Here is a 20277-nt window from a genome sequence, read left to right on the forward strand (position 1 = left end):
TCCTCTAAATGCGGTCCTTGCGCGTGCAAGAACCGCATCTAGAGGACGAAACGCGTTCTAGACCGGAGCGACGTCCACCGGGATCCCGTTGAGCACGGCCGTCCCGGAGGGGACGTCGAGCAGGGTTTCGTCGGCGACCAGGTTCGAGTTGACCCCGGCGTGCGCGGTCGCGACACTCGTGCGCGTCCCGTCGAGGTCGTGCCCCCAGCCGTGCGGCATGCTCACCACGCCGGGCCGGACGTCGGCCGTGACCTCCACCGGCGCTTCGAGCTTCCCCGCCCGCGACGTCACCGACGCGAGCCCGCCGTCGGTCAGCCCGAGCCGTGAGGCGTCGTCCGGATGCACCTGCACCGTGCACCGGTTCCCGCCGCGCACCAGCGGCGTCAGGTTGTGCATCCACGAGTTGTTCGAGCTCAGGTGCCGTCGCCCGATCAGCAGCAAGCCGCCGTCCGGCGTCTTGTCCAGCTCCGCGCGCAATCGCGGGACGTCCTTCGTGATCGCGTCCGGGGCCAGCTCGACCTTGCCGCTCGCCGTGGCGAGCACGTCCGGCAGTCGCGGCTTCAGCGCGCCGAGGTCGACGCCGTGCGGAGCGGCTTCGAGGTCGGCCAGTGTCAGCCCGTACGGCCCGCCACGCAGCATCAGGTCGATCATCCGCGCCGGTCCCGTGCGACCTTCGGCGAGCGCGAGGTCGACGCCGGTGCGCCGCGCTGTCTCGCCGGCGACCATCGTGTCGAACGCGGCGACGTCGACGTCCGGGCCCTGACCGGCGGCGATGCCGGCCATCCGCAGCAAGGTCACCCACTCTTGCGGCAGGTCGGTCTCGAGCGTCTGAGGCGTCCAGTTCGCGACGTTGCGCACCGCGAGCGCGTACAGCGCGACGTCGTAGTGCGGCCGCTCCAGCGGTGACGGACCGGGCAGGATGACGTCGGCGTGCCGGGTGGTCTCGTTGAGGTACACGTCGAGGGAGACCATGAAGTCCAGCTGCCGCAACGCTTCCGTGAGCCGCGCGGAGTTGGGTGTGCTCAGCGCCGGGTTGCCGCTGATCGTCACCAGCGCGCGGACCTGGCCCTCGCCGGGCGTCTCGATCTCGTCCGCGAGCGTGGCCACCGGCAGCTCGCCGAGCACCTCGGGATAGCCGCGCACCCGGCTCTTCCACCGGCCGCTGGTGAACGGCGAGGATCGGCGCGGCCGCCATAGCGCGGGCAGCGGGAACATCATGCCGCCCTCGCGGTCGAGGTTGCCGGTGAGCGTGTTGACGACGTCGACCAGCCAGCTCGCGATGGTGCCGTACGACTGCGTGGTCGTCCCCATCCGGCCGTAGACCGCGGCTCGTCCGGCGTCCGCGAGCTCGAGCGCGATGCGGCGGATCTCGGTCGCGTCGATGCCGGTCGCGGGGCCGACCGCCTCCGGGGTGAACGGCTCCGCGAGCGCACGGACCTCGTCGACGCCGTTGACCTGCTCGCTGGGACTGACCCGGTTCTCCGCGAAGAGGACGTTGACCAGCGCGAACAGGAACAGCGCGTCCGTGCCGGGCCGGATCGCGTGATGTTCGTCGGCGAGCTGCGCCGTCCGGGTTCGCCGTGGGTCGAGGACGACGATCTTGCCGCCCCGCCGCTGGATCCCGCGCAGCCTGCCGCGGGTGTCGGCCGCGGTCATCAGGCTCCCGTTGGACACCAGCGGGTTCGCGCCGAGGATGAGCAGATGCTCGGTGCGGTCGAGGTCGGCGACGGGAATGGCCTGCGGGTCGCCGAACAGATACCCGGACGAGAAGTGCTTCGGCATCTGGTCGACCGTGGTCGCGGTGTAGAAGTTCTTGGTGCCCAAGGCTTTGAAGAACACGCGGCCGTAGAGCACCAGTGCCGCGTTGTGCACCGTCGGATTGCCGGAGTAGACGGCGACGGCATTCTTGCCGTGCTCCTCGATGATCGGCCGGAGCCGCCTGTCGATCTCGGCGAAGGCCTCGTCCCAGGTGACCTCGACGAACTCGCCGTCGCGTTTGACCAGCGGCGCGGTAAGCCTGTCCGGGTCGTGGTGCAGCGCGCCGAGGGAGGCGCCCTTCGGGCAGATGTACCCGTGGGAGAAGACGTCTTCCTGGTCGCCCTGAACCCGGGTGACCAGGTTCTTCTCGTCGATCGTCACCTCCAGGCCGCAGGTGGCTTCGCACAGGGGGCAGGTCACATGCGCCGTGGTCATGAGGCACCTCGCGGGATCGGGGATCGTCTCAACATACTGAGCGGTATGTCAGTGGGCAAGGGATGATGGCGCGATGAGTGCTCTCGCCGACCGGGCCGCGACCGCCGAGCGCGCGGTGCGCGACCGGCATCTGCGCCGGGTGTGGGGGCTGCCGGGGACCGTGCTGGGCCGCAGCGGCTGGCCACCCTCGGCCGATCAGCGCGTCCACTGGCACTGGAACTACTGGTGGCAGGCGCATCTGCTGGACACTCTCGTCGACGCCCAACTGCGGGATCCTTCGCCGGATCGGCTGAAGCTGATCGACCGGTTCGTGCGCTCTCTTCGGCTGCGCAACTTCGGCAAGTGGATCAACGACTATTACGACGACATCGCCTGGCTCGGCCTCGCGCTGCAACGCGTCGGCCACCTCGGTCTGGACGTCCGCGGCGGGCTGGAGGCGATCAGTTCGCGGCTGCGGGAAGGCTGGACCGACGACGCGGGCGGCGGCATCTGGTGGCGGGTCGGCGACCAGTTCAAGAACGCGCCCGCGAACGGCCCCGCCGCGATCTTCCATGCCCGCGAAGGTGCGACGCAGCACGCGCGAGGCCTGACGGACTGGATGACCGAGCGGCTCGTCGACCCGGAAACCGGACTGGTGTGGGACGGCCTGCGCGTCGACTCGGGGGAGCTGGTCAAGCATATTTTCACGTACTGCCAAGGGGTTTACCTCGGCGCCTGCCTCGAACTGTCCGAAATGGACAGGGTGGAGCACACGATCCACACGGTCGCCGCGCACGTCGCGCCGAACGGCGTGATCCGGGGACAGGGAGGCGGCGACGGCGGTCTGTTCGCCGGGATCCTGGCGCGCTACCTGGCGCTCGCGGCGCCGCTGCTGCCGAGCGGGGTGGCGCGCGATCTGGTCCTCCGGTCGGCCGAAGCCTGCTGGAACGGAGCGACGGCGACGCCGCACGGGCCGCTCTTCAGCGCCGACTGGGCGACTCCGGCGCCTTCGCTGCCTCTCGCCCCCGACGCGCCGGAACGCGACCTGTCCGTCCAGATCAGCGGATGGATGCTCCTCGAAGCCGCCGCCCTCATTTATTGAGGGGTAAGTCAAACGTGTCGTGTCGCGGGCTGTGGTCGCTGCTGCCTACGCGTTTCCCTGGTGGTGAAGGCTTCCTTGCCTACGCTGACGGTTAGTGAAGGAGCCCTTCACTACCGTCAGGCGTGATCCCTGGTGACAGTGGGACGGCTGTGACATCAACGTCCCGTCTTGAAGTCCGTGAAGGCCTCCTTGAGGGACCCAGAGTCCCTCAAGGAGGCCTTCACGGACTTACCACCCACCACGCCACCTTTGCCTTACCCCTCAATAGTTCTCTGAATGTGGTAGTTCACGTGCCACCCAAAGCCGCATTTAGAGGACTAAATGCATGGTCACCAGACGTCGCCTGCCCGCCAGTCGCAGGTGATCTCCCCGTCCAGGTCCATGGTGACCCCCACTGGCAGCACGTGGATCGACCCGTCGTCCTCCTTCGTCGCCTCCACGCCCGAAGGCGTCATAGCCGACGAAGGACCGCGCCACAGCAGCCAGCCACGCGACTCGTAGAACTCCAGCGCGTCTTCGGAGGCCGAAAGCGCCCCGAGGTCGTACGCCTTCCGCAGAACCCGCTCCAGGGCGTCCATCATCGCGGCGCCGTGACCGCGCCGCCGGTGGTCGGACCGGACGGCGACCGCCTCGACGTAACCCGTCCGGAGTGCCCGGCCGTTGTGCACGAGCCGTCGCTGGACCAGTGACGCGTGCCCGATCAGCTCGCCGCCCTCCCAGATCAGCGTATGCATGCCGCCGAGGGAGTTCTCCCAGTCGTTGTCGCTGAAATCGCCGTCGAAGGCGTCGTCGAGCAGGGCGCGCGCCGCTTCCAGCACGGCGGCGTCGAGGTCGGCGGTGTGCACGGTCCACAGCTCGGTCATTCCGCCATCATCACCCCGCAGCGGGCTTCTCACCAGCTAGATCCGAAGCACGCTTTCCCGCTGAGGATCCATCAGCGCTGTGTGAATTCAGCAGCCGCACGACTGACGGTGTATGAAGCGCGGCGCGAGCCGTACGGATTCGGGTCGTCGCTCTGGGTCGGTGATCCGGGCCAGCAGGAGTTCGACGGCCTTGCGCCCGATCTCCTCGATCGGCTGCGCCATCGTGGTCACCGCCGGGGTCACCTGGCCTGCCCACTCCATGTCTCCGTAGCCGACGATCGCGAGATCGCGCCCGATCCGGATGCCGAGCCGGTGCGCCTCGTACTGGACGCCGATCATCATCGCCTCGCTCGCCACCACCAGCGCGGTCGGCGACGGCCAGCTGTCGAGCAGTTTCGCGGTCGCGGCGGCCGCCCCACCAGGCGTCGACTGCCCGCACGCGACCAGCTGCGACGTCCACCGGATGCCGGAGCGGCCGAGCCCGAGCCGGTAGCCCAGCGCCCGCTCCTCGTAGGTCGTCATGCCTTCTTCGCCCGCGATGAAGCCGATCTTGCGGTGCCGCAGCCCGGCGAGATGCCGCACGAGCGCGCAGACGGCCTGGATGTTCTCGGAGCCGACCTGGTCGACGTCGTTGCGTCCGGCCATCCGGTCGACGAGGACGGTCGGCACGCCCATCCGGACCAGCCCGTTGATCACCGCCTCGTCGCCCGCCGCCGGGACCAGCAGGACCCCGTCGACGCGGTCCGCCCGCAGCTCGCGGATGACCGCGGCCTCGTTGGCGACGCTGTCGCCGGTGTCGGCGAGGGTGATTTCGCAGCCGTGACGGCGTCCGGCGCGGCGGATGGCGCGGATGAGCTCACCCGAATAGGGGTTCGCGTGCATCGCCATGGCCACCCCGAACCGGTGGGTGACCGGGGTGTCCTCCCACAGGGGCAACGCCGGGGACAATGCCGTCATCGATCCACGCCTTCATCCGAGCTTGAATGAAGGTAACGGCTGACAGGGCATCGCTCGGCCGCGAGACCGGAAAGTCTCCCAACAATCATCAATGTGAGTGAACGTGCGCGCAGCCGCAGGACGCACGGTGGCGGAGCGTAGGCGGAATCCGGAGCGTCTGGGCCTTGCGGGCGGGGTCGTTGATCCGGGACAGCAGCAAGCGGACGGCCTGCGTGCCGATCTCCTCGATCGGCTGCGCCATCGTGGTCAGCGGCGGATCCACCAGATCGGCCCACTCGACGTCGTCGTAGACCACGACGGGCAGGTCGATCCCGGCTCGCATGCCCCGGCGGCGTAGCTCGTGCAGCACCCCGACCATCATGCTGTCGTTGCCGACCACCAGCGCCGTCGGCGGTTCCGGCAGCGCGAGCAGGGTGCTCAAGGCCAGCGCTCCGCCCGACCGCGACGACTGCCCGCAGGCGACCAGTTCCTCCGACCAGGTCCGCCCCGAACGGCCGAGTCCCAGCCGGTAGCCGAGGACCCGCTCCTCGCTGGTGCTCAGTCCGGCCGCGCCGCTGATCATGCCGATCCGCTGATGCCCGAGCGACGCCAGATGCGCCGTCAGCGCCGACGTCGATTGGATGTTCTCCGCGCCGACCTGGTCGACGTCGGTGCGCGTGGAGAGCCTGTCGATGAGCACTGTCGGGACGTCGAGCGAGACGAGTTCGCCGATCACCGAACCGTCGCCGGGTGATGGCGTGATCAGCAGCCCGTCAACCCGGCGGGAACGCAGTGTCCGCACCGTTTCACGCTCGGTGTCGACGGTGTCGTGTGTGTCGGCCAGTAGAACCGTGTACCCCGCCGCCGCGGCTTCGCGTTCGATCGCCTGGATGAGCACCGCGAAATACGGATTCGCCAGGAGCGAGATCGCGACGCCGATCGACCGCGTCCCGCCGGTGACCAGGGAGCGGGCGATGGCGTCGCCGGTGTAGCCGGTCTGCTCGATCGCGCGGAGGACCGCGGCCTTGGTCTCCTCGGCGACCGCCCTCGTCCCGTTGACCACGTGCGAAACCGTGGTGATGGAGACGCCCGCCAGTTCGGCGATGTCGCGTTGGGTGGGACGGGAGGAGCGTGACGGCGGCATTACCAATCCTCGGTCAGGTCTGCTGCAAGCGTTTGCGCAAACGCTTGCGACTGAGCATAACCCTGTCTACCTTCCCGTCCATCAGGACAGCCTTGAAGGAAGGGCATCCCCATGAGACAGCGCAGTCTCTTAGCGCTAGCCGTGGCAGCCGCGCTCACGGTGACCACGGCCGGGTGCACGGTCGAACGCCACTGGGGTGGCGGGTCGAAGGCAGGCGGTGGCGGCAAGGCCAAGGTCGGCCTGGTCACCAAGACCGACACCAACCCCTACTTCGTCGAGCTGAGAGCGGCAGCCAAGGCCGCCGCCGAGGCGAACGGCGCGGACTTCAGCGCCCTCGCCGGCCAGTTCGACGGGGACAACGACGGCCAGGTCCGGGCCATCGAGAACCTCATGCAGCAGGGTGCGAACACCATCCTGATCACGCCGAGTTCCTCGACCGGTGTCCTCGACGCCATCGACCGCGCCCGCAAGGCCGGGGTGCTGGTCATCGCGCTCGACACCGCGACCGAGCCCGACACCGCCGTCGACGCCACTTTCGCCACGGACAACTTCGAGGCCGGACGCCAGCAGGGCGCGTACGTCAAGGCCGCGCTCGCGGGCAAACCGCCGAAGCTGTTCATGGTGGACGGCACCGCCGGATCCACAGTGGACACTCAGCGGCACACCGGGTTCCTCAAGGGCATCGGGCTGACCGACGCCTCGCCGGAGATCAAGGGCAAGACGCCGGCGAACGGTGACCAGAGCCTCGCCCAGCAGGGCGTCGAGAACCTGCTGCAGCGCACCACCGACATCAACGCCGTCTACACGATGAACGAGCCGATGGGCCGCGGCACCTACGCCGCGCTCCAGGCCCGCGGCCTGGTGAACCAGATCGTGATGGGTTCGATCGACGGCGGCTGCGAAGGCGTCAAAAACGTGCGCGACGGTCAGTACGCCGCCACGGTCATGCAGTTTCCGAAGAAGATGGCCGAGCAGGGCGTCCTCGCCGCCATCGAGTACGCCAAGACCGGCAAGAAACCGAGCGGATTCGTGAACACCGGATCCGCGGTGATCACGGACAAGCCGATTCCCGGCGTGGAAAGCCAGGACACCAAGTGGGGCCTCGAGAACTGCTGGGGGACGAAATGACCACCGCCACCCTCAAGGGCAGTGAACGGCCCACGATCGGTGAATTCTTCCTGCGCGCGCCCGCCGTCGGACCGGCGCTTGCCCTGCTCGTCGCGATCGTGGTGTTCTCCCTGTCGACGGACACCTTCCTCGATCTCGACAATCTTTCCCTTGTGGTGCAACAGTCCCTGGTGGTCGGCACGCTCGCACTCGGGCAGACGCTGATCATCCTGACCGCCGGTATCGACCTGGCCAACGCGGCCGCGATGGTGCTCGCGACGCTGATCATGGCGAAGCTCGTCGTCGGCGGCGTCCCCGGGATTTGGGCGCTGCTGCTGGGAATCGTGGCGACGGTGGTGATCGGGATGGTCACCGGCTCCCTGGTCACCCGGATCAAACTGCCGCCGTTCATCGTCACCCTCGGTCTGCTGACCGTGCTCACGGCGGCCGCGAAACTGTTCGCGAGCGGACAGGCCGTCCCGGTCGCCGACGAGCTGCTCAAATGGCTCGGCACCCGCCGCTACCTGTTCGGCGGCATTCCGATCACCTACGGCATGACGCTGGCTTTGCTGATGTACCTGGGGCTTTGGTACGCGCTCACGCGGACCCCGTGGGGCAAGCACGTCTACGCGGTCGGCAACGCGCCGGAATCCGCGCGGCTGTCCGGGATCAAGGTCAACCGGACGATTCTTTCGGTGTACATCGTCGCCGGGGTGATCGTCGGGATCGCCGCCTGGCAGGCGCTCGGCCGCGTGCCGAACGCCGACCCGAACGCGTTCCAGCTCGGCAACCTCGACTCCATCACCGCGGTGGTGCTCGGCGGCGCGAGCCTGTTCGGCGGCCGGGGTTCGGTACTCGGCACGATGATGGGCGCGCTGGTCGTGGCGGTACTGCGGTCCGGGCTGACCCAGCTCGGGGTGGACGCGCTCTACCAGGACGTCGCCACCGGTGCCCTGCTCATCGGCGCCGTCTGCGTCGACCGTTTCGCGAGGAGGCAGCAGTCATGAGCCCCACTCCCACGTTGTCCGCGCAGGGACTGGTCAAACGCTACGGCCGGGTCACCGCCATCGACGGCGCCGACTTCGAACTGTTCCCCGGCGAGGTGCTCGCCGTCGTCGGCGACAACGGCGCCGGGAAGTCGAGCCTCATCAAAGCCCTTTCGGGTGCGGTGATCCCGGACGCCGGTGAGATCAAAGTGGACGGTCAGACCGTCCACTTCAAGTCCCCTTTGGACGCTCGCCACTACGGGATCGAGACGGTGTATCAGGATCTCGCCGTCGCGCCGGCACTCGACATCGCGTCGAACATGTTCCTCGGCCGGGAAAAACGGCGTCAGGACATCTTCGGCAAGGTGTTCCGGAAACTGGACCGGACCGCCATGCGGGACGAGGCGCAGCGGATCCTGGACGAACTCGGCATCAACATCAAATCCATCGCCCAGCCGGTGGAGACGCTGTCCGGCGGACAGCGCCAGGGTGTCGCGGTCGCGCGGGCGGCCGCGTTCGGCACCAAGGCGGTGATCATGGACGAGCCGACCGCCGCGCTCGGCGTCGCCGAATCCGGCAAGGTGCTCGACCTGATCAACCGGATCCGCGAACGCGGCCTGCCGGTGGTGCTGATCAGCCACAACATGCCGCATGTGTTCGACATCGCCGACCGCATCCACGTGCACCGCCTCGGCAAGCGCGTCGCGGTCGTCTCACCGAAGACGCACACGATGAACCAGGTCGTCGGCCTGCTCACCGGCGCGTTGAAAATCGGCGAGAACGGCGAGGTCGAAGAGGTCGCTTCGGCCGTGCACACGGGGTTGTAACGAGTGAGAGTGCTGCTGGCGGGACTGTGCACCGTCGACCAGGTTCAGCGGGTCGCCGAGATCCCGGCACCGGGTGAGAAGGTGCGTTCGCTGTCGATGGACGTCGCCGCCGGGGGGCCGGCGACGAACGCGGCGGTGACCGTGGCCGCGCTCGGCGCCGAGGCGACGCTCCTGACGGTCGCCGGTGCGCATCCGCTGGCCGCACTCGCCCGTGCCGACCTCGATTCACACGGCGTCGACCTCGTCGACCTCGATCCCGAACAGCCCGATCCGCCCGCGATCAGCGCCATCGTCGTGCGCGATTCCGACGGTGAGCGCACGGTCGTCTCGCGCAACGCCCACGCTTCCTCGCGTTTAGTCCTCTCGATGCGTTCCTTGCACGCGCAACTACCGCGTTTAGAGGACGAAATGCCACGATGTGTACTCCTCGACGGGCACCATCCGGAGGTCGCCCTGCACGTGGCGCGCTGGGCGCGGGAGCGGAAGGTGCCGGTGGTGCTCGACGCGGGGAGCTGGAAGCCGGTCTTCGGCGAACTCCTGCCGTTGGTCGACATCGCCGCCTGCTCGTCGCTGTACCGAGGGGATGATCCTCGCGAGTACGGCGTACCGGTCGTGATCACCACGGCGGGGCCGGAACCGGTGCGCTGGACGACGCCGGACAGATCCGGTGCGGTCCCCGTCCCCGTCACCCGGGCGCGTGACACGCTTGGCGCGGGCGACGTCTGGCACGGGGCCTTCGCGTACGCGGTCGCCAGGGGCGCAGGGGACGTCCAGGGCTGGATCGAGTTCGCCAACGAGGTGGCCGCCGAACGGGTGCGGCATGAAGGACCGAGGTCGTGGACGGCCTCGGTCGCGGAGATGGGAGAGGGACTGCCATGACAGCCATGCCATCGGTGTTCGAGGACCTGTTGAGCAGGGCTCAGACGCTGGCGAAGCCGGGACAGCGCAGCGTGCTCGGGATCGTCGGCGCCCCCGCGTCCGGTAAGACGACGCTGGCCTGGGGGTTGGCGAAGGCACTGGGTACGAGGGCGGCCGTGGTCGGGATGGACGGTTTCCACCTGGCGCAGGTGGAACTGCAGCGGCTCGGCCGGGCGGAGCGCAAGGGCGCGCCGGACACCTTCGACGCCGCCGGGTACGTGCACCTGCTGCGCAGGCTCGCCGAGGGCCGCGAGACGGTCTACGCGCCCGAGTTCCGCCGTGAGATCGAGGAGCCGATCGCCGGCGCCGTCGCGGTCACCCCGGACGTCCCGCTGGTCATCACCGAGGGCAATTACCTGCTCCTGCAGGACGATCCGTGGAGCGGCGTGAAGCCGATCCTCGCCGAGTCGTGGTTCCTCGCGCCGGACGAACCCGAGCGCATCGAACGGCTCGTGTCACGGCACCGCCGCTACGGCCGCTCACTGGTCGAAGCGCGTCGCCGCGCACTCGGCTCCGACCAGCGCAACGCCGATTTGATCGCGTCCACCAGTGACCGGGCCGACCTGGTGCTCGAGAACCTTCCCCTGGTCAACTTCGCCATATGACCGGGGTTCTCGTCGTCACTGGCGGCAGCAAGGGCATCGGCGCGGCGGTCTGCGAACTGGCCGCCGCGCGCGGTTACGACGTCGTCGTGAACTACGCGGGCGACGCCGAAGCGGCCGAAGACGTCGCTTCGCGCGTCCGGAAGCACGGCGTCCAGGCGATCACCCAGCGCGGGGACGTCGCGTCCGAAGAGGACGTGGTCGCCCTGTTCGACGCGGCCGTCGAACTCGGCCCGCTCGCCGGGGTGGTCGCGAACGCGGCCATCACCGGCAACACGCCCGGCCGCCTCGACGAGTACGACGTGAACGTCGTCCGCCGCGTGGTCGATGTCAACATCACGGGCGTCTTCCTGTGCGTCCGCGAGGGCATCCGCCGGATGTCCACCCGGTACGGCGGCGACGGCGGCGCGATCGTCACGCTGTCCTCCACCGCCGTGCGGACCGGATCACCCGGGGAATGGGTCCATTACGCGGGTACCAAGGCCGCGGTCGAAACGATGACCTACGGCGTGGCGCAAGAAGTCGCGAAAGAATCCATTCGGGTCAACGCGGTCGCACCGGGGATGATCCATACCGGACTGCACGCCGCGGCGGGGATGCCCGACCGCATGGACCGGCTCGCCCCGACCATTCCGATGGGACGCGCCGGTGAGCCCGGCGAAGTCGCGGAAGCCGTGCTGTGGCTCCTTTCCCCGGCCGCCTCGTACACCACCGGGACGGTGCTGACCGTCGGCGGAGGACGTTGACGACCCGGGCCACGGAGCGGTCACGGGGCGATATCGGGTCCGCGTGCGGTTCAGCCACGTTTTAACACTGTTTCCCGGCCGATATCACGATTCATGTGGGAAGTCGGCGGATCACCTCGGGGCCCGATGTGCCTGTGTCACCCTGGTGGCGTCCCCAAGCTTCTTGATCAGGACGGTCATCCCCGATGTCCAAGCTCATGTCTGTGCACCACCTGGCACTCACCGTGACCGACGTGGACCGGAGCGTGCCCTGGTACGCCCGAGTGCTCGAACTCGAGGAGTTCACGCGTCGCGAAGACCCCGAAACGGGTCTGCGGAAGGTCGTGCTGCGCTCGCCGAGCGAGGGGTTCGCGGTGGTGCTGGTCGAGCACCAGAACACCGAGCGGCCGCGGTTCGACGAACGGCGTACCGGTCTGGACCACGTAGCCTTCAAGGTCTCTTCGCGGTCGGAACTGGCCGAGTGGGAGGCGCGTCTCTCGGAGTACGGCGTCGTCTACACGCCGTCGAAGGGCTCGCGGACGCTGGAGGGCTCCACGGTCATCGTCTTCCGCGATCCCGACGGCATCCAGCTGGAGATCTGGGCTGACCCCGAGGCCTAGGTTGTGCTCTCTTCGGTCTCTTCGGCGGGGCGCCGCATCTCCTGGCGGTAGCGGATCACGCCGTAGGCCGTACCGACCACGAAGAACGCGATGCTGACCCAGAGCGCGACAGTCTTCACCCACGGCAGTTCGTCCAGCAGGCCGGCACCGTAATAGCCGAGCAGCACCAGCGTCGGCACCCAGAGCAGCCCGCCGAGCGCGGTCGCGAGCGCGAACCGGCGGGGATCCATCCGCGCGGTCCCGGCGATCAGCGGCGCCAGCGTGCGGATCCACGGGATCCAGCGCGCGGCCACGATGGCGAAGAAACCCTTGCGATCCAGGAACGCCCTGGCACGTTCGACGTTGTGCCGGTTCAGCACCTTGCCGCCGCGCCGCGCGATCAGTTTCGTGCCGGTCGACCGGCCGATGTAATAGCCGACCTGGTTGCCGAGGATCGCGACGAGCAATGCGGCGGCCGACAGCAGCCACGCGTTCAGGTCGGAGCCGTGCTGCGCGAGGACGACCCCGGCCGCGAACAGCAGGGAGTCGCCGGGCAGGAACAGCCCGATGATCAGCGCGCACTCCACGAAGATGAAGCTGAGCACGATCACCCAGACGAGCACTGGCCCGGCGGTGTCGAGCCAGCTCACGCCGATGCCCGCGGCCTCGGTGTACACCTCACTCACGACGCGAGCCTACGTGTACTCGGCGAACCACATGCGGCCGAACCATGGAATCGGGATGTCCGAAAGGCCCGGTCACGCCTCCCGCAAGTGCAATGAAGGGGCCTTTCATCGCAAAATTCGCGATGAAAGGCCCCTTCATCTCAGCCTCAGGAGTGTTCGACTAGTTCGTCGAGCGCCTGGTCGTAGCTCAGCCGGACGTCGTGTTCGGCCTGGTCACCGCCCAGCAGCTCCACCCGGCTGGTGGCGGGCGGGTAGCCGCTCGCGATCACCGTGTACGTCCCAGCGGGCAGGTCGCTGACCGTGTAGTTGCCCTCCGCGTCGGTCCTCGCCACGGCGGCGACGCCACCCGACGAATCCAGCACGGTGATCCGCGCGTCCGGCACCACCCGGTCGCCGTCGGTACGGGCGACCCCGCTCAGCAGGATCGTGCTGACCAGTTCGACGTCGTGGCGCAGCACGCCGGCGCCGGTGGCGGTCAGCGTCGCCGCGACCGGCCGGAACCAGCGGCCGCTGGCGACGATCGTGTACCGCCCGCCGACGATGCCGGCGAACGAGTAGACGCCGTTCTCGTTCGTGTGGGTCCTGGCGACCTGATTGCCGTTGTGGTCGATCAGGGTCAGTGCCGCACCCGAGACGTTCGTGGCGTCGTCCCGGCGGACGTGCCCGGTGATCTGGGCGGATCCCGCCCGGAACACGCCGTTGCCGTTGCCGTTCCCGTTGGTCAGCGCGTGCTTGCCGGGCTCGACAGGCGCGGTCACGACCGTCTTCTCGGCAGGCGTCTCGTCCTCTTCCAAGAGGGCTTCGCCGCCTTCGAGGGCCGAAGCCGCAGAGGGTGCCGAGCCGCCGAGCAGCGGGATCTCCTTCATGAACATCAGCACCAGCGTCGCCAGCAGCGCGACCGCGCCCGCCACGTAGAACACCGTGGTGATCGACTCGGTGAAGCCGATCAGCACCGGGGTCTTGATGGCCTCGGGCAGGGTCGCGATACCGCTCGTGTTCGACTGCAGGTCACCGAGCGCCGCGGCCTGGGGTCCGGTCGGCGCGTTGCCGCCGAACGCCTTGGTGATGTTGCCGGGCAGGACGTTGAACAGGATCGTCAGGAACACCGCGACACCCGCGGTACCACCGATCTGCCGGAAGAACGTCGCCGAAGCGGTCGAGACCCCCATGTCGCTGCGCGGGCCCGCGTTCTGCACCGCGATGATCAGCGTCTGCATGCAGGCACCGAGGCCGAGACCGATGATCGCGGCCGCGACCAGCGGGTGCCACAGCGCGCTGTTGTACTCGACCTGCGCGAAGAAGAACGCGCCGCCCGCGATCAGCAGCGTGCCGACCACCGGGAACACCTTGTAGCGGCCGGTCTTGCTGGTGATCTGGCCCGAGATGATCGAACCGCTCATGATGCCCGCCATCAGCGGGATCATCAGCAGACCCGATTCGGTCGGCGAGAACTCCTGAACCACCTGCATGTACTGCGGGATCATCATGATCGCGCCGAACATCGCGACACCGACGATGATGCCGCCGACGATCGCGACCGTGAAGGTCGAGTTCTTGAACAGCCGCAGCGGGATCAGCGCCGCGTCCTTCATCAGCTTCTCGATGAAGATGAACGCCACGACACCGATGGCGCCGATGATGTAGCAGATGATCGCGTTCTGCGAGCCCCAGCCCCACTTGTTGCCCTGCTCGGCGACGATCAGGAACGGCACCACGGCGACGACGAGCGCGAGCCCGCCCCACCAGTCGATCTTGTGATCGTGGCGCTGGTGCGGCACGTTGAGCACCCGGGCGACGACGAACAGCGCGACGATCGCGATCGGCACGTTGATCAGGAACACCCAGCGCCAGCCGGCGATGTCGTAGCCGAAGACGCTGCCGAGCTTGTCGAAGTCGGCGAAGAACCCGCCGAGCACCGGGCCGAGCACGGTGGAGATACCGAACACGGCGAGGAAGTAACCCTGGTAGCGGGCGCGTTCCCGCGGCGGCACGATGTCGCCCATGATCGTCATCGCCAGCGACATCAGACCGCCGGCGCCGAGGCCCTGGATCGCGCGGAACGCGGCCAGCTCGTACATCGACGTCGCGAACGCCGAGGCGATCGAGCCGACCAGGAAGATCGAGATCGCGGCGATGTAGAACGGCTTGCGCCCGTAGATGTCGGACAGCTTGCCGTAGATCGGTGTGACGATCGTCGACGTGATCAGGTAGGCCGTGGTGATCCACGCCTGCAGGTCGAACCCGTTGAGGTCATTGGCGATCCGGACGATCGAGGTACCCACGATCGTCTGGTCGAGTGCCGCCAGGAACATGCCCGACATCAGGCCGATCAGGATCGTGACGATCTGACGGTGGCTGAGCCGGGGACCATCTTCTTGGATGGCTGGCGGACTTTCTACGGTGGTACTCATTGCTTCAGGCCCCCTTGGCCTTCGACGCCGACGCGGGGTCGGCGAACTGTGGAGATGTTTTTTCGATGTCGTCGTTCAGCCGGTGGAACAGCGAGTTGAGGGTTTCCCGGTCGGCGTCGGACCAATCACCGAGTACCTCGGCGAGCCATTGATTCCGTTGCTTGCGGTTCTCCTCGAAGACCCGGAGTCCTTCGGCGGTCGGTGCGAGCAGGCAGGCGCGGCCGTCTTCAGGGTCGGCCAGCCGTTCGACCAGCCCGTGCTGGACGAGAGAACTCGACTGCCTGCTGATGGTCGAGATCTCGGAGTGCAGGAACTCGGCGAGTTTGCTGGTTCGCTGAGGACCGACGTGGATGAGGCAGAAGAGGATCGCGTACGCGGCCCGCTCGATGCCGTCCGGTCCTTGCTTGGACACCTGGGACTTCGCCCGGTTGACCAGGCGCACGAGCCGCACGAGCTCATGCCCGAGGGTGTCGGCCAGATCGAGGTCGGACTTCGACCTGGTGCCGGGTGTCGTGGGTGTCATGGTGGTCTCTCTCGCCGGTTGCTTGGTCACTGCAACTAGTTGCCTAGAGCAAGGATGTTCCTCTCAAGAGTGCTTCGCAAGGAGAAAGTGACCTTGTGTGTCGGATGACACTTTAGTTGCCGCATGCAAGCACATTTATTCGTGCATGTTTGTCCGATTCGCCCGTCTTGGGGCGCTGAACAGGGCTTTTGCTCGTCGTTGGAACAAGCCGGGCCTGTCGCGCTTTGATGGAGTCATGACCGACTCCGCGCTTTACGCGATCCTCGCCGACCGCAACTTCGGCACCCTCGCCACCATCAAGCGCGACGGCAGGCCTCAGTTGTCGACCGTCAACTACCTCTACGACGCGGACGCCGGCGCGATCCTGATCTCGATCACCGAGCCGCGCGCCAAGACCAAGAACCTCCGCCGCGACCCGAGGGCGACCTTCCACGTGTCGACCGAAAGCGGCGATGGCTACGTCGTCGTCGAGGGTCCTGCCGTCTTGACGCCGACCGCCGCCTCTCGGGACGATGCCACCGTCGACGCGCTGGTGGATCACTACCGCCGGGCTCGTGGCGAGCATCCGGACTGGGACGAGTTCCGCGACGCCATGGTCGCCGACCAGCGTGTCCTGCTGACCATCCCGATCGAGCGCGTCTACGGCCTCCAGATGTAGCGGGGTCAGCCCTGAATGCGGGCCTTGATCTCGTCGATGCGGTCCAGCAGGGCGCTCGCGTCGTCCCGGCCGAGTGCGGCCCGCAGATATAGGCCATCGCCCACCAGGATGACCAGTTCGGCGGTCAGCGGGTCGTCGACGTGCTCACTGATCAGGTCGTGCACCTTCTGGTTGTAGGTCTGCACGATCTCGTAGACCCGCGGTTCGTTGAGCATGATCCGGATCGTCGCCATCGTCGTGCGGTGCAGCGGCTTGCGCTGGGTCACGTCGGTGATGGCGGTGCGCAGGTACCAGGAAACAACGCCTTCGGGCGCCTTCTGCGCCTGTTCGAGATCCTCCTCGGACAAGGTGGCGAGGCGGTCCATCAGGCCGTCGACCAGCGCTTCCTTGGAGCCGAAGTGGTAGAGCAGGCCGCCCTTCGAGACCCCGGCGTGCGCCGCGACGGCTTCGAGGGTGATTCCGCCGGGGCCTTGCTCGATGAGGATCTCCTCGTACGAATCGAGGATGCGTTCCTTCGCCGTGGGCTTCGCCATATCGGTTGACTATACCGTCCGGACGGTTTACTTTCGAACAGGGCGGTAACTGTACCGTCCGGACGGTTTACCTAAATGAGGAGAGTGCGCCATGGCGAGGCGCAGGCAGTGGTGGGCGTTGGCGGTACTGGTGCTTCCGGTGCTGCTGATCAGCGTGGACATGACGGTGCTCGGCTTCGCGCTGCCGTTCCTGTCCGAGGATCTGGCGCCCACCGGTGCGGAGCAGTTGTGGATCGTCGACATCTACTCGTTCATGCTGGCGGGTCTGCTGGTGTTGATGGGCACGCTCGGTGACCGCATCGGCCGCCGGAAGCTGCTGCTCATGGGTGCCGCCGCGTTCGGTGCCGCCTCGGTGCTCGCGGCCTTCTCGACCAGCGCGTTCATGCTGATCATCGCCCGCGCGTTGCTCGGTGTCGGTGGCGCGACGCTGATGCCGTCGACGCTGTCGCTGATCCGCAGCATCTTCCTCGACGCCAAACAGCGCCGGATCGCGATCGGCGTGTGGAGCGCCGGGTTCTCCGGCGGGATGGCGGTCGGGCCGGTGCTCGGCGGTTGGCTGCTGGAGCATTTCTGGTGGGGTTCGGTGTTCCTCATCAACGTCCCGGTGATGCTGGTACTGCTGATCGTCGGACCGTTCGTGCTGCCGGAGGCGCGTGACCCGAAGCCGGGCCGCTTCGACCCGCTCTCGGCGTTGTTGTCACTGGCCGCGATGCTGCCGGTGGTCTACGGCATCAAGCTGATCGCCGAGCACGGCTTCACCTGGAACGCCGCGATCAGCATCCTGATCGGTCTCGCGCTCGGCGTCGCGTTCGTGCGCAGGCAGAACCACCTCGACGAGCCGATGCTCGATTTGAAGCTGTTCTCGAACCGGGCCTTCAGCGCTTCGGTCGTGACGAACATGCTCGGCGTGTTCGCCATGGTCGGCCTGCTGTTCCTGGTGCCGCAGTACCTGCAGCTGGTGCTCGGACTGACCCCGGTCGTCGCGGCGCTGTGGATGCTGCCGGCGACGGCCGCCGGTGTCACCGGTGCGCTTCTCGCGGCTTGGCTCGCGAAGCGGATCCGGGTTTCCGTGCTGGTCAGTGGTGGCCTGCTGGTCGCCGCCGTCGGGTTCCTGGCGTTGACGCAGGTCTCGTCCGGCGGCGGACTCGCGTACGTCGTGGTGTCGTTCACGCTGCTCGGGGGCGGTGTCGCCCTGTCGGAAACGCTGACGAACGACCTGGTCGTCTCGGCCGCTCCGGCCGAGCGGGCCGGAGCGGCGTCGGCCATCTCCGAGACCGGGTTCGAGCTGGGCGGTGCGCTCGGCACCGCGATCCTGGGCAGTGTCGCGACCGCGGTCTACCGCGCCGGCCTGCCGGAGGGCACCGCCGAATCCGCACGCGACACCCTGGGCGGCGCTGTCGCGACGGCGCAACAGCTCGCTCCCGCTGAGGGGCAGGCGCTCCTGGAGTCGGCTCGTGAAGCCTTCACCCAAGGGGTGCACGTCACCGCATGGGCAGGCGTCGTCGTGCTCGTCTATACGGGTGTACAGGCCTACGTTCTCCTTAACCGGAAGAAAAATTCCGCAGTGCGGATCTGATGCGCTTACGATGGAGGTATGAGCGACGAAGCCTTGGTCACCCGCCTCCGTGAGCACCTGGGAAAGGCCGCGGTGCTCACCGACTCCGACGTCACGGACGCCTACTCGCGCGACATGATGCCGCTGGCCGCGTCGGGCAAGCCACTCGCGGTGGTGCTGCCGTCCGATGTGGAGGGTGTGCAGGCCGTGGTCAAGGCCTGCGCGGAGTTCGGGGTACCGATCGTGCCCCGCGGCGCCGGCAGCGGCCTGTCCGGCGCCGCCAACGCGATCGACGGCTGCGTCGTGCTGGTGCTGACCAAACTCGACCAGGTCGTCGAGATCGACGCGGCCAACCGGCTCGCCGTCGTGCAGCCCGGTGTGGTGAACCTCGATTTCCGCAACGCGGTGGAGAAGCACGGCCTGTTCTATCCGCCGGACCCGTCCAGCTACGACTGGTGCACCATCGGCGGCAACCTGTCCACCAACGCCGGAGGCTTGTGCTGTGTGAAGTACGGCGTCACCACGGACTCCGTGCTGGGCCTGGAAGTCGTGCTCGCCGACGGGTCGGTGCTCAAGACCGGACGCCGCACGGTGAAGGGCGTCGCGGGCTACGACCTCGCGCGGCTCTTCGTCGGCAGCGAAGGCACGCTCGGCGTGATCACACAGGCGACAGTGGCGCTGAAACCGTTGCCCCAGTTGCCTTCGACCTTCGTCGCGGGCTTCAGCAGCACGGAGGCCGCCGGTGAAGCCGTCGCTCGAGTCGTGCGCGAGGGGCTGGTGCCGTCACTGCTGGAGATCATGGACGCGACGTCCATCAAAGCCGCCGAGACCTATCTCAAGACCGACGTCGGCGCGGGAACGGACTGCAAGGCCCTGCTGCTCGCGCAATCCGACTCCGGCGGCGAAGTCGCGCGGCGGGAACTCGCGGCGCTGGAACAGATTTGCGTCGACTGCGGCGCGGATCTCGCCTACGCCACCGACGATCTCGAAGAGGGCAAGATGCTGCTGCAGGTGCGGCGGGTCGTGCTCACCGCGCTGGAGCTGTACGGCGTCTGGTTGACCGACGACGTCTGCGTGCCGCGCCCCCGGATCGCCGAACTGATCGCCGGATGCGAGCGGATCAGCGAAGAGGTGGGGCTGCGGATCGCCGTCGTCGGCCACGCCGGTGACGGCAACATGCACCCGACGATCGTCTACGCGCCGGACTCCGAGGACGAATTCGCCCGCGCTCGGAAGGCTTTCGACGCGATCCTCGAGGTCAGCCTGTCGCTGGGCGGGACGGTCACCGGTGAGCACGGCATCGGCCGGATCAAACGCGAGTGGCTCGCCAAGGAGATCGGCGAAGTGGGGCTCAAGGTGCACCGCCAGATCAAGCAGGCGCTGGACCCGGAGAACCTCTTCAACCCGGGCTCGATGTTCTCCCTCTGACGCCTCGTGAGTGGTAGGAACGGTTCTATTGAGGGGTAAGGCGAAGTTGTCTTGGTCGATGTCATTGGGGACATCGTCGGCGGGCGTGGGGGTGTGGCGCCCGAGGCCGCGGCGTGGTGCCCGCGTCCATGAAGGAATTGGGACGTTGAGTGTCCCGATTCCTTCATAGACGAACCTGCGTCGACCCGCGTCGTCATGGGCTGTCGCCACGAATTGGCGACGGAACCCGGCGGGATGGTGGCCTGGGTGACGTGACACCGCACTCGCGTGCCCAGAGTCGGATGCCTTTCGCGAGTGTGCCCAGGCCGTGAGGCCCACCAACGCGTAGTGAAGGCCTCCTTCCCTACCTTCAGGGTCAGGGGCCCGGCAAAGTCGCATAACTGCTGGTCGGCTCCGCCGCTAGAGCGGGGTCAAGGCGAACGTGTCGTGGCGGACCCGGCGGGAGCGGGTTCACGTAAAAGGGGCCTCACCTGGCTCCCGACTGTCCATAAGGGACACTTTT

The 20277-nt window shown here is 67.7% G+C and carries 19 protein-coding genes; 11 read left to right on the plus strand and 8 right to left on the minus strand.

Features of this window, described 5'->3' with window-relative positions; genetic code table 11:
* Positions 1–57 precede the first annotated feature (57 nt).
* Entirely contained in the window at positions 58–2193 is a 2136-nt protein-coding gene (locus ACZ7KI_RS40605; RefSeq protein ID WP_470278327.1) for a molybdopterin-dependent oxidoreductase, read from the minus strand.
* 73 nt (positions 2194–2266) lie between these two features.
* Between ACZ7KI_RS40605 and ACZ7KI_RS40610 the strand changes: the two genes are divergently transcribed.
* A complete protein-coding gene (locus ACZ7KI_RS40610; protein ID WP_470278328.1) occupies positions 2267–3274 on the plus strand; it encodes a glycoside hydrolase family 76 protein in 1008 nt (335 codons plus the stop codon).
* A gap of 329 nt (positions 3275–3603) precedes the next feature.
* On the opposite strand, the gene ACZ7KI_RS40615 is transcribed toward ACZ7KI_RS40610, so the two are convergent.
* The 3 genes from ACZ7KI_RS40615 to ACZ7KI_RS40625 all read right to left on the minus strand — a co-directional run bounded on the left by ACZ7KI_RS40615 (position 3604) and on the right by ACZ7KI_RS40625 (position 6217).
* A complete protein-coding gene (locus ACZ7KI_RS40615) occupies positions 3604–4137 on the minus strand; it encodes a GNAT family N-acetyltransferase (RefSeq protein ID WP_470278329.1) in 534 nt (177 codons plus the stop codon).
* Between the two features lie 87 nt (positions 4138–4224).
* The gene (locus tag ACZ7KI_RS40620; protein ID WP_465459852.1) at positions 4225–5094 is read right to left on the minus strand and encodes a LacI family DNA-binding transcriptional regulator; all 870 of its coding nucleotides are present in this window, start codon (positions 5092–5094) and stop codon (positions 4225–4227) included.
* A gap of 88 nt (positions 5095–5182) precedes the next feature.
* Entirely contained in the window at positions 5183–6217 is a 1035-nt protein-coding gene (locus ACZ7KI_RS40625; RefSeq protein WP_470278330.1) for a LacI family DNA-binding transcriptional regulator, read from the minus strand.
* Positions 6218–6328: 111 nt separating this feature from the next.
* Between ACZ7KI_RS40625 and ACZ7KI_RS40630 the strand changes: the two genes are divergently transcribed.
* The 7 genes from ACZ7KI_RS40630 (at position 6329) to ACZ7KI_RS40660 (ending at position 12002) form a co-directional block, all read left to right on the plus strand.
* On the plus strand, positions 6329–7345 hold the full coding sequence (locus tag ACZ7KI_RS40630; RefSeq protein ID WP_470278331.1) for a substrate-binding domain-containing protein: 1017 nt from the start codon (positions 6329–6331) through the stop codon (positions 7343–7345).
* Positions 7342–8331, plus strand: a complete 990-nt coding sequence (locus tag ACZ7KI_RS40635; RefSeq protein ID WP_470278332.1) for an ABC transporter permease — start codon at positions 7342–7344, stop codon at positions 8329–8331. The genes ACZ7KI_RS40630 and ACZ7KI_RS40635 overlap by 4 nt, the downstream gene beginning before the upstream one ends.
* Complete coding sequence (locus ACZ7KI_RS40640) at positions 8328–9137, plus strand: ATP-binding cassette domain-containing protein (protein ID WP_470278333.1); 810 nt, start codon at positions 8328–8330, stop codon at positions 9135–9137. The genes ACZ7KI_RS40635 and ACZ7KI_RS40640 overlap by 4 nt, the downstream gene beginning before the upstream one ends.
* A 9-nt stretch (positions 9138–9146) precedes the next feature.
* Positions 9147–10016 (plus strand): PfkB family carbohydrate kinase, encoded by an 870-nt coding sequence (locus tag ACZ7KI_RS40645; protein WP_470278344.1) that lies wholly within the window; start codon positions 9147–9149, stop codon positions 10014–10016.
* Positions 10013–10660: a nucleoside/nucleotide kinase family protein gene (locus ACZ7KI_RS40650; protein ID WP_470278334.1), complete on the plus strand. Its 648-nt coding sequence runs from the start codon at positions 10013–10015 to the stop codon at positions 10658–10660. The genes ACZ7KI_RS40645 and ACZ7KI_RS40650 overlap by 4 nt, the downstream gene beginning before the upstream one ends.
* The gene (locus tag ACZ7KI_RS40655; RefSeq protein ID WP_470278335.1) at positions 10657–11403 is read left to right on the plus strand and encodes an SDR family oxidoreductase; all 747 of its coding nucleotides are present in this window, start codon (positions 10657–10659) and stop codon (positions 11401–11403) included. The genes ACZ7KI_RS40650 and ACZ7KI_RS40655 overlap by 4 nt, the downstream gene beginning before the upstream one ends.
* A 185-nt stretch (positions 11404–11588) precedes the next feature.
* Positions 11589–12002 carry a VOC family protein gene (locus ACZ7KI_RS40660; protein WP_470278336.1) on the plus strand — a complete coding sequence of 138 codons (414 nt, stop codon included), beginning with the start codon at positions 11589–11591 and terminating at the stop codon, positions 12000–12002.
* On the opposite strand, the gene ACZ7KI_RS40665 is transcribed toward ACZ7KI_RS40660, so the two are convergent.
* From ACZ7KI_RS40665 to ACZ7KI_RS40675, 3 genes are all read right to left on the minus strand, one after another.
* Positions 11999–12667, minus strand: a complete 669-nt coding sequence (locus ACZ7KI_RS40665; protein WP_470278337.1) for a DedA family protein — start codon at positions 12665–12667, stop codon at positions 11999–12001. The two genes, ACZ7KI_RS40660 and ACZ7KI_RS40665, sit on opposite strands and share 4 nt — an antisense overlap.
* Before the next feature lie 146 nt (positions 12668–12813).
* Complete coding sequence (locus ACZ7KI_RS40670) at positions 12814–15078, minus strand: MFS transporter (RefSeq protein ID WP_470278338.1); 2265 nt, start codon at positions 15076–15078, stop codon at positions 12814–12816.
* Positions 15079–15082: 4 nt separating this feature from the next.
* Entirely contained in the window at positions 15083–15601 is a 519-nt protein-coding gene (locus tag ACZ7KI_RS40675) for a MarR family winged helix-turn-helix transcriptional regulator (protein WP_470221366.1), read from the minus strand.
* 235 nt (positions 15602–15836) lie between these two features.
* Between ACZ7KI_RS40675 and ACZ7KI_RS40680 the strand changes: the two genes are divergently transcribed.
* Positions 15837–16259 (plus strand): PPOX class F420-dependent oxidoreductase, encoded by a 423-nt coding sequence (locus ACZ7KI_RS40680; protein WP_470278339.1) that lies wholly within the window; start codon positions 15837–15839, stop codon positions 16257–16259.
* A 5-nt stretch (positions 16260–16264) separates the two neighbouring features.
* On the opposite strand, the gene ACZ7KI_RS40685 is transcribed toward ACZ7KI_RS40680, so the two are convergent.
* Positions 16265–16792, minus strand: coding sequence for a TetR/AcrR family transcriptional regulator (locus ACZ7KI_RS40685; RefSeq protein WP_470278340.1), 528 nt, complete (start codon positions 16790–16792; stop codon positions 16265–16267).
* A gap of 91 nt (positions 16793–16883) precedes the next feature.
* On the opposite strand from ACZ7KI_RS40685, the gene ACZ7KI_RS40690 reads away from it, so the two are divergent.
* Positions 16884–18368 (plus strand): MFS transporter, encoded by a 1485-nt coding sequence (locus tag ACZ7KI_RS40690; RefSeq protein WP_470278341.1) that lies wholly within the window; start codon positions 16884–16886, stop codon positions 18366–18368.
* A gap of 18 nt (positions 18369–18386) precedes the next feature.
* The gene (locus ACZ7KI_RS40695; protein ID WP_470278342.1) at positions 18387–19775 is read left to right on the plus strand and encodes an FAD-binding oxidoreductase; all 1389 of its coding nucleotides are present in this window, start codon (positions 18387–18389) and stop codon (positions 19773–19775) included.
* The last annotated feature ends 502 nt before the right edge of the window (positions 19776–20277 follow it).

The sequence above is a fragment of the Amycolatopsis sp. NPDC039088 genome (assembly GCF_055598845.1).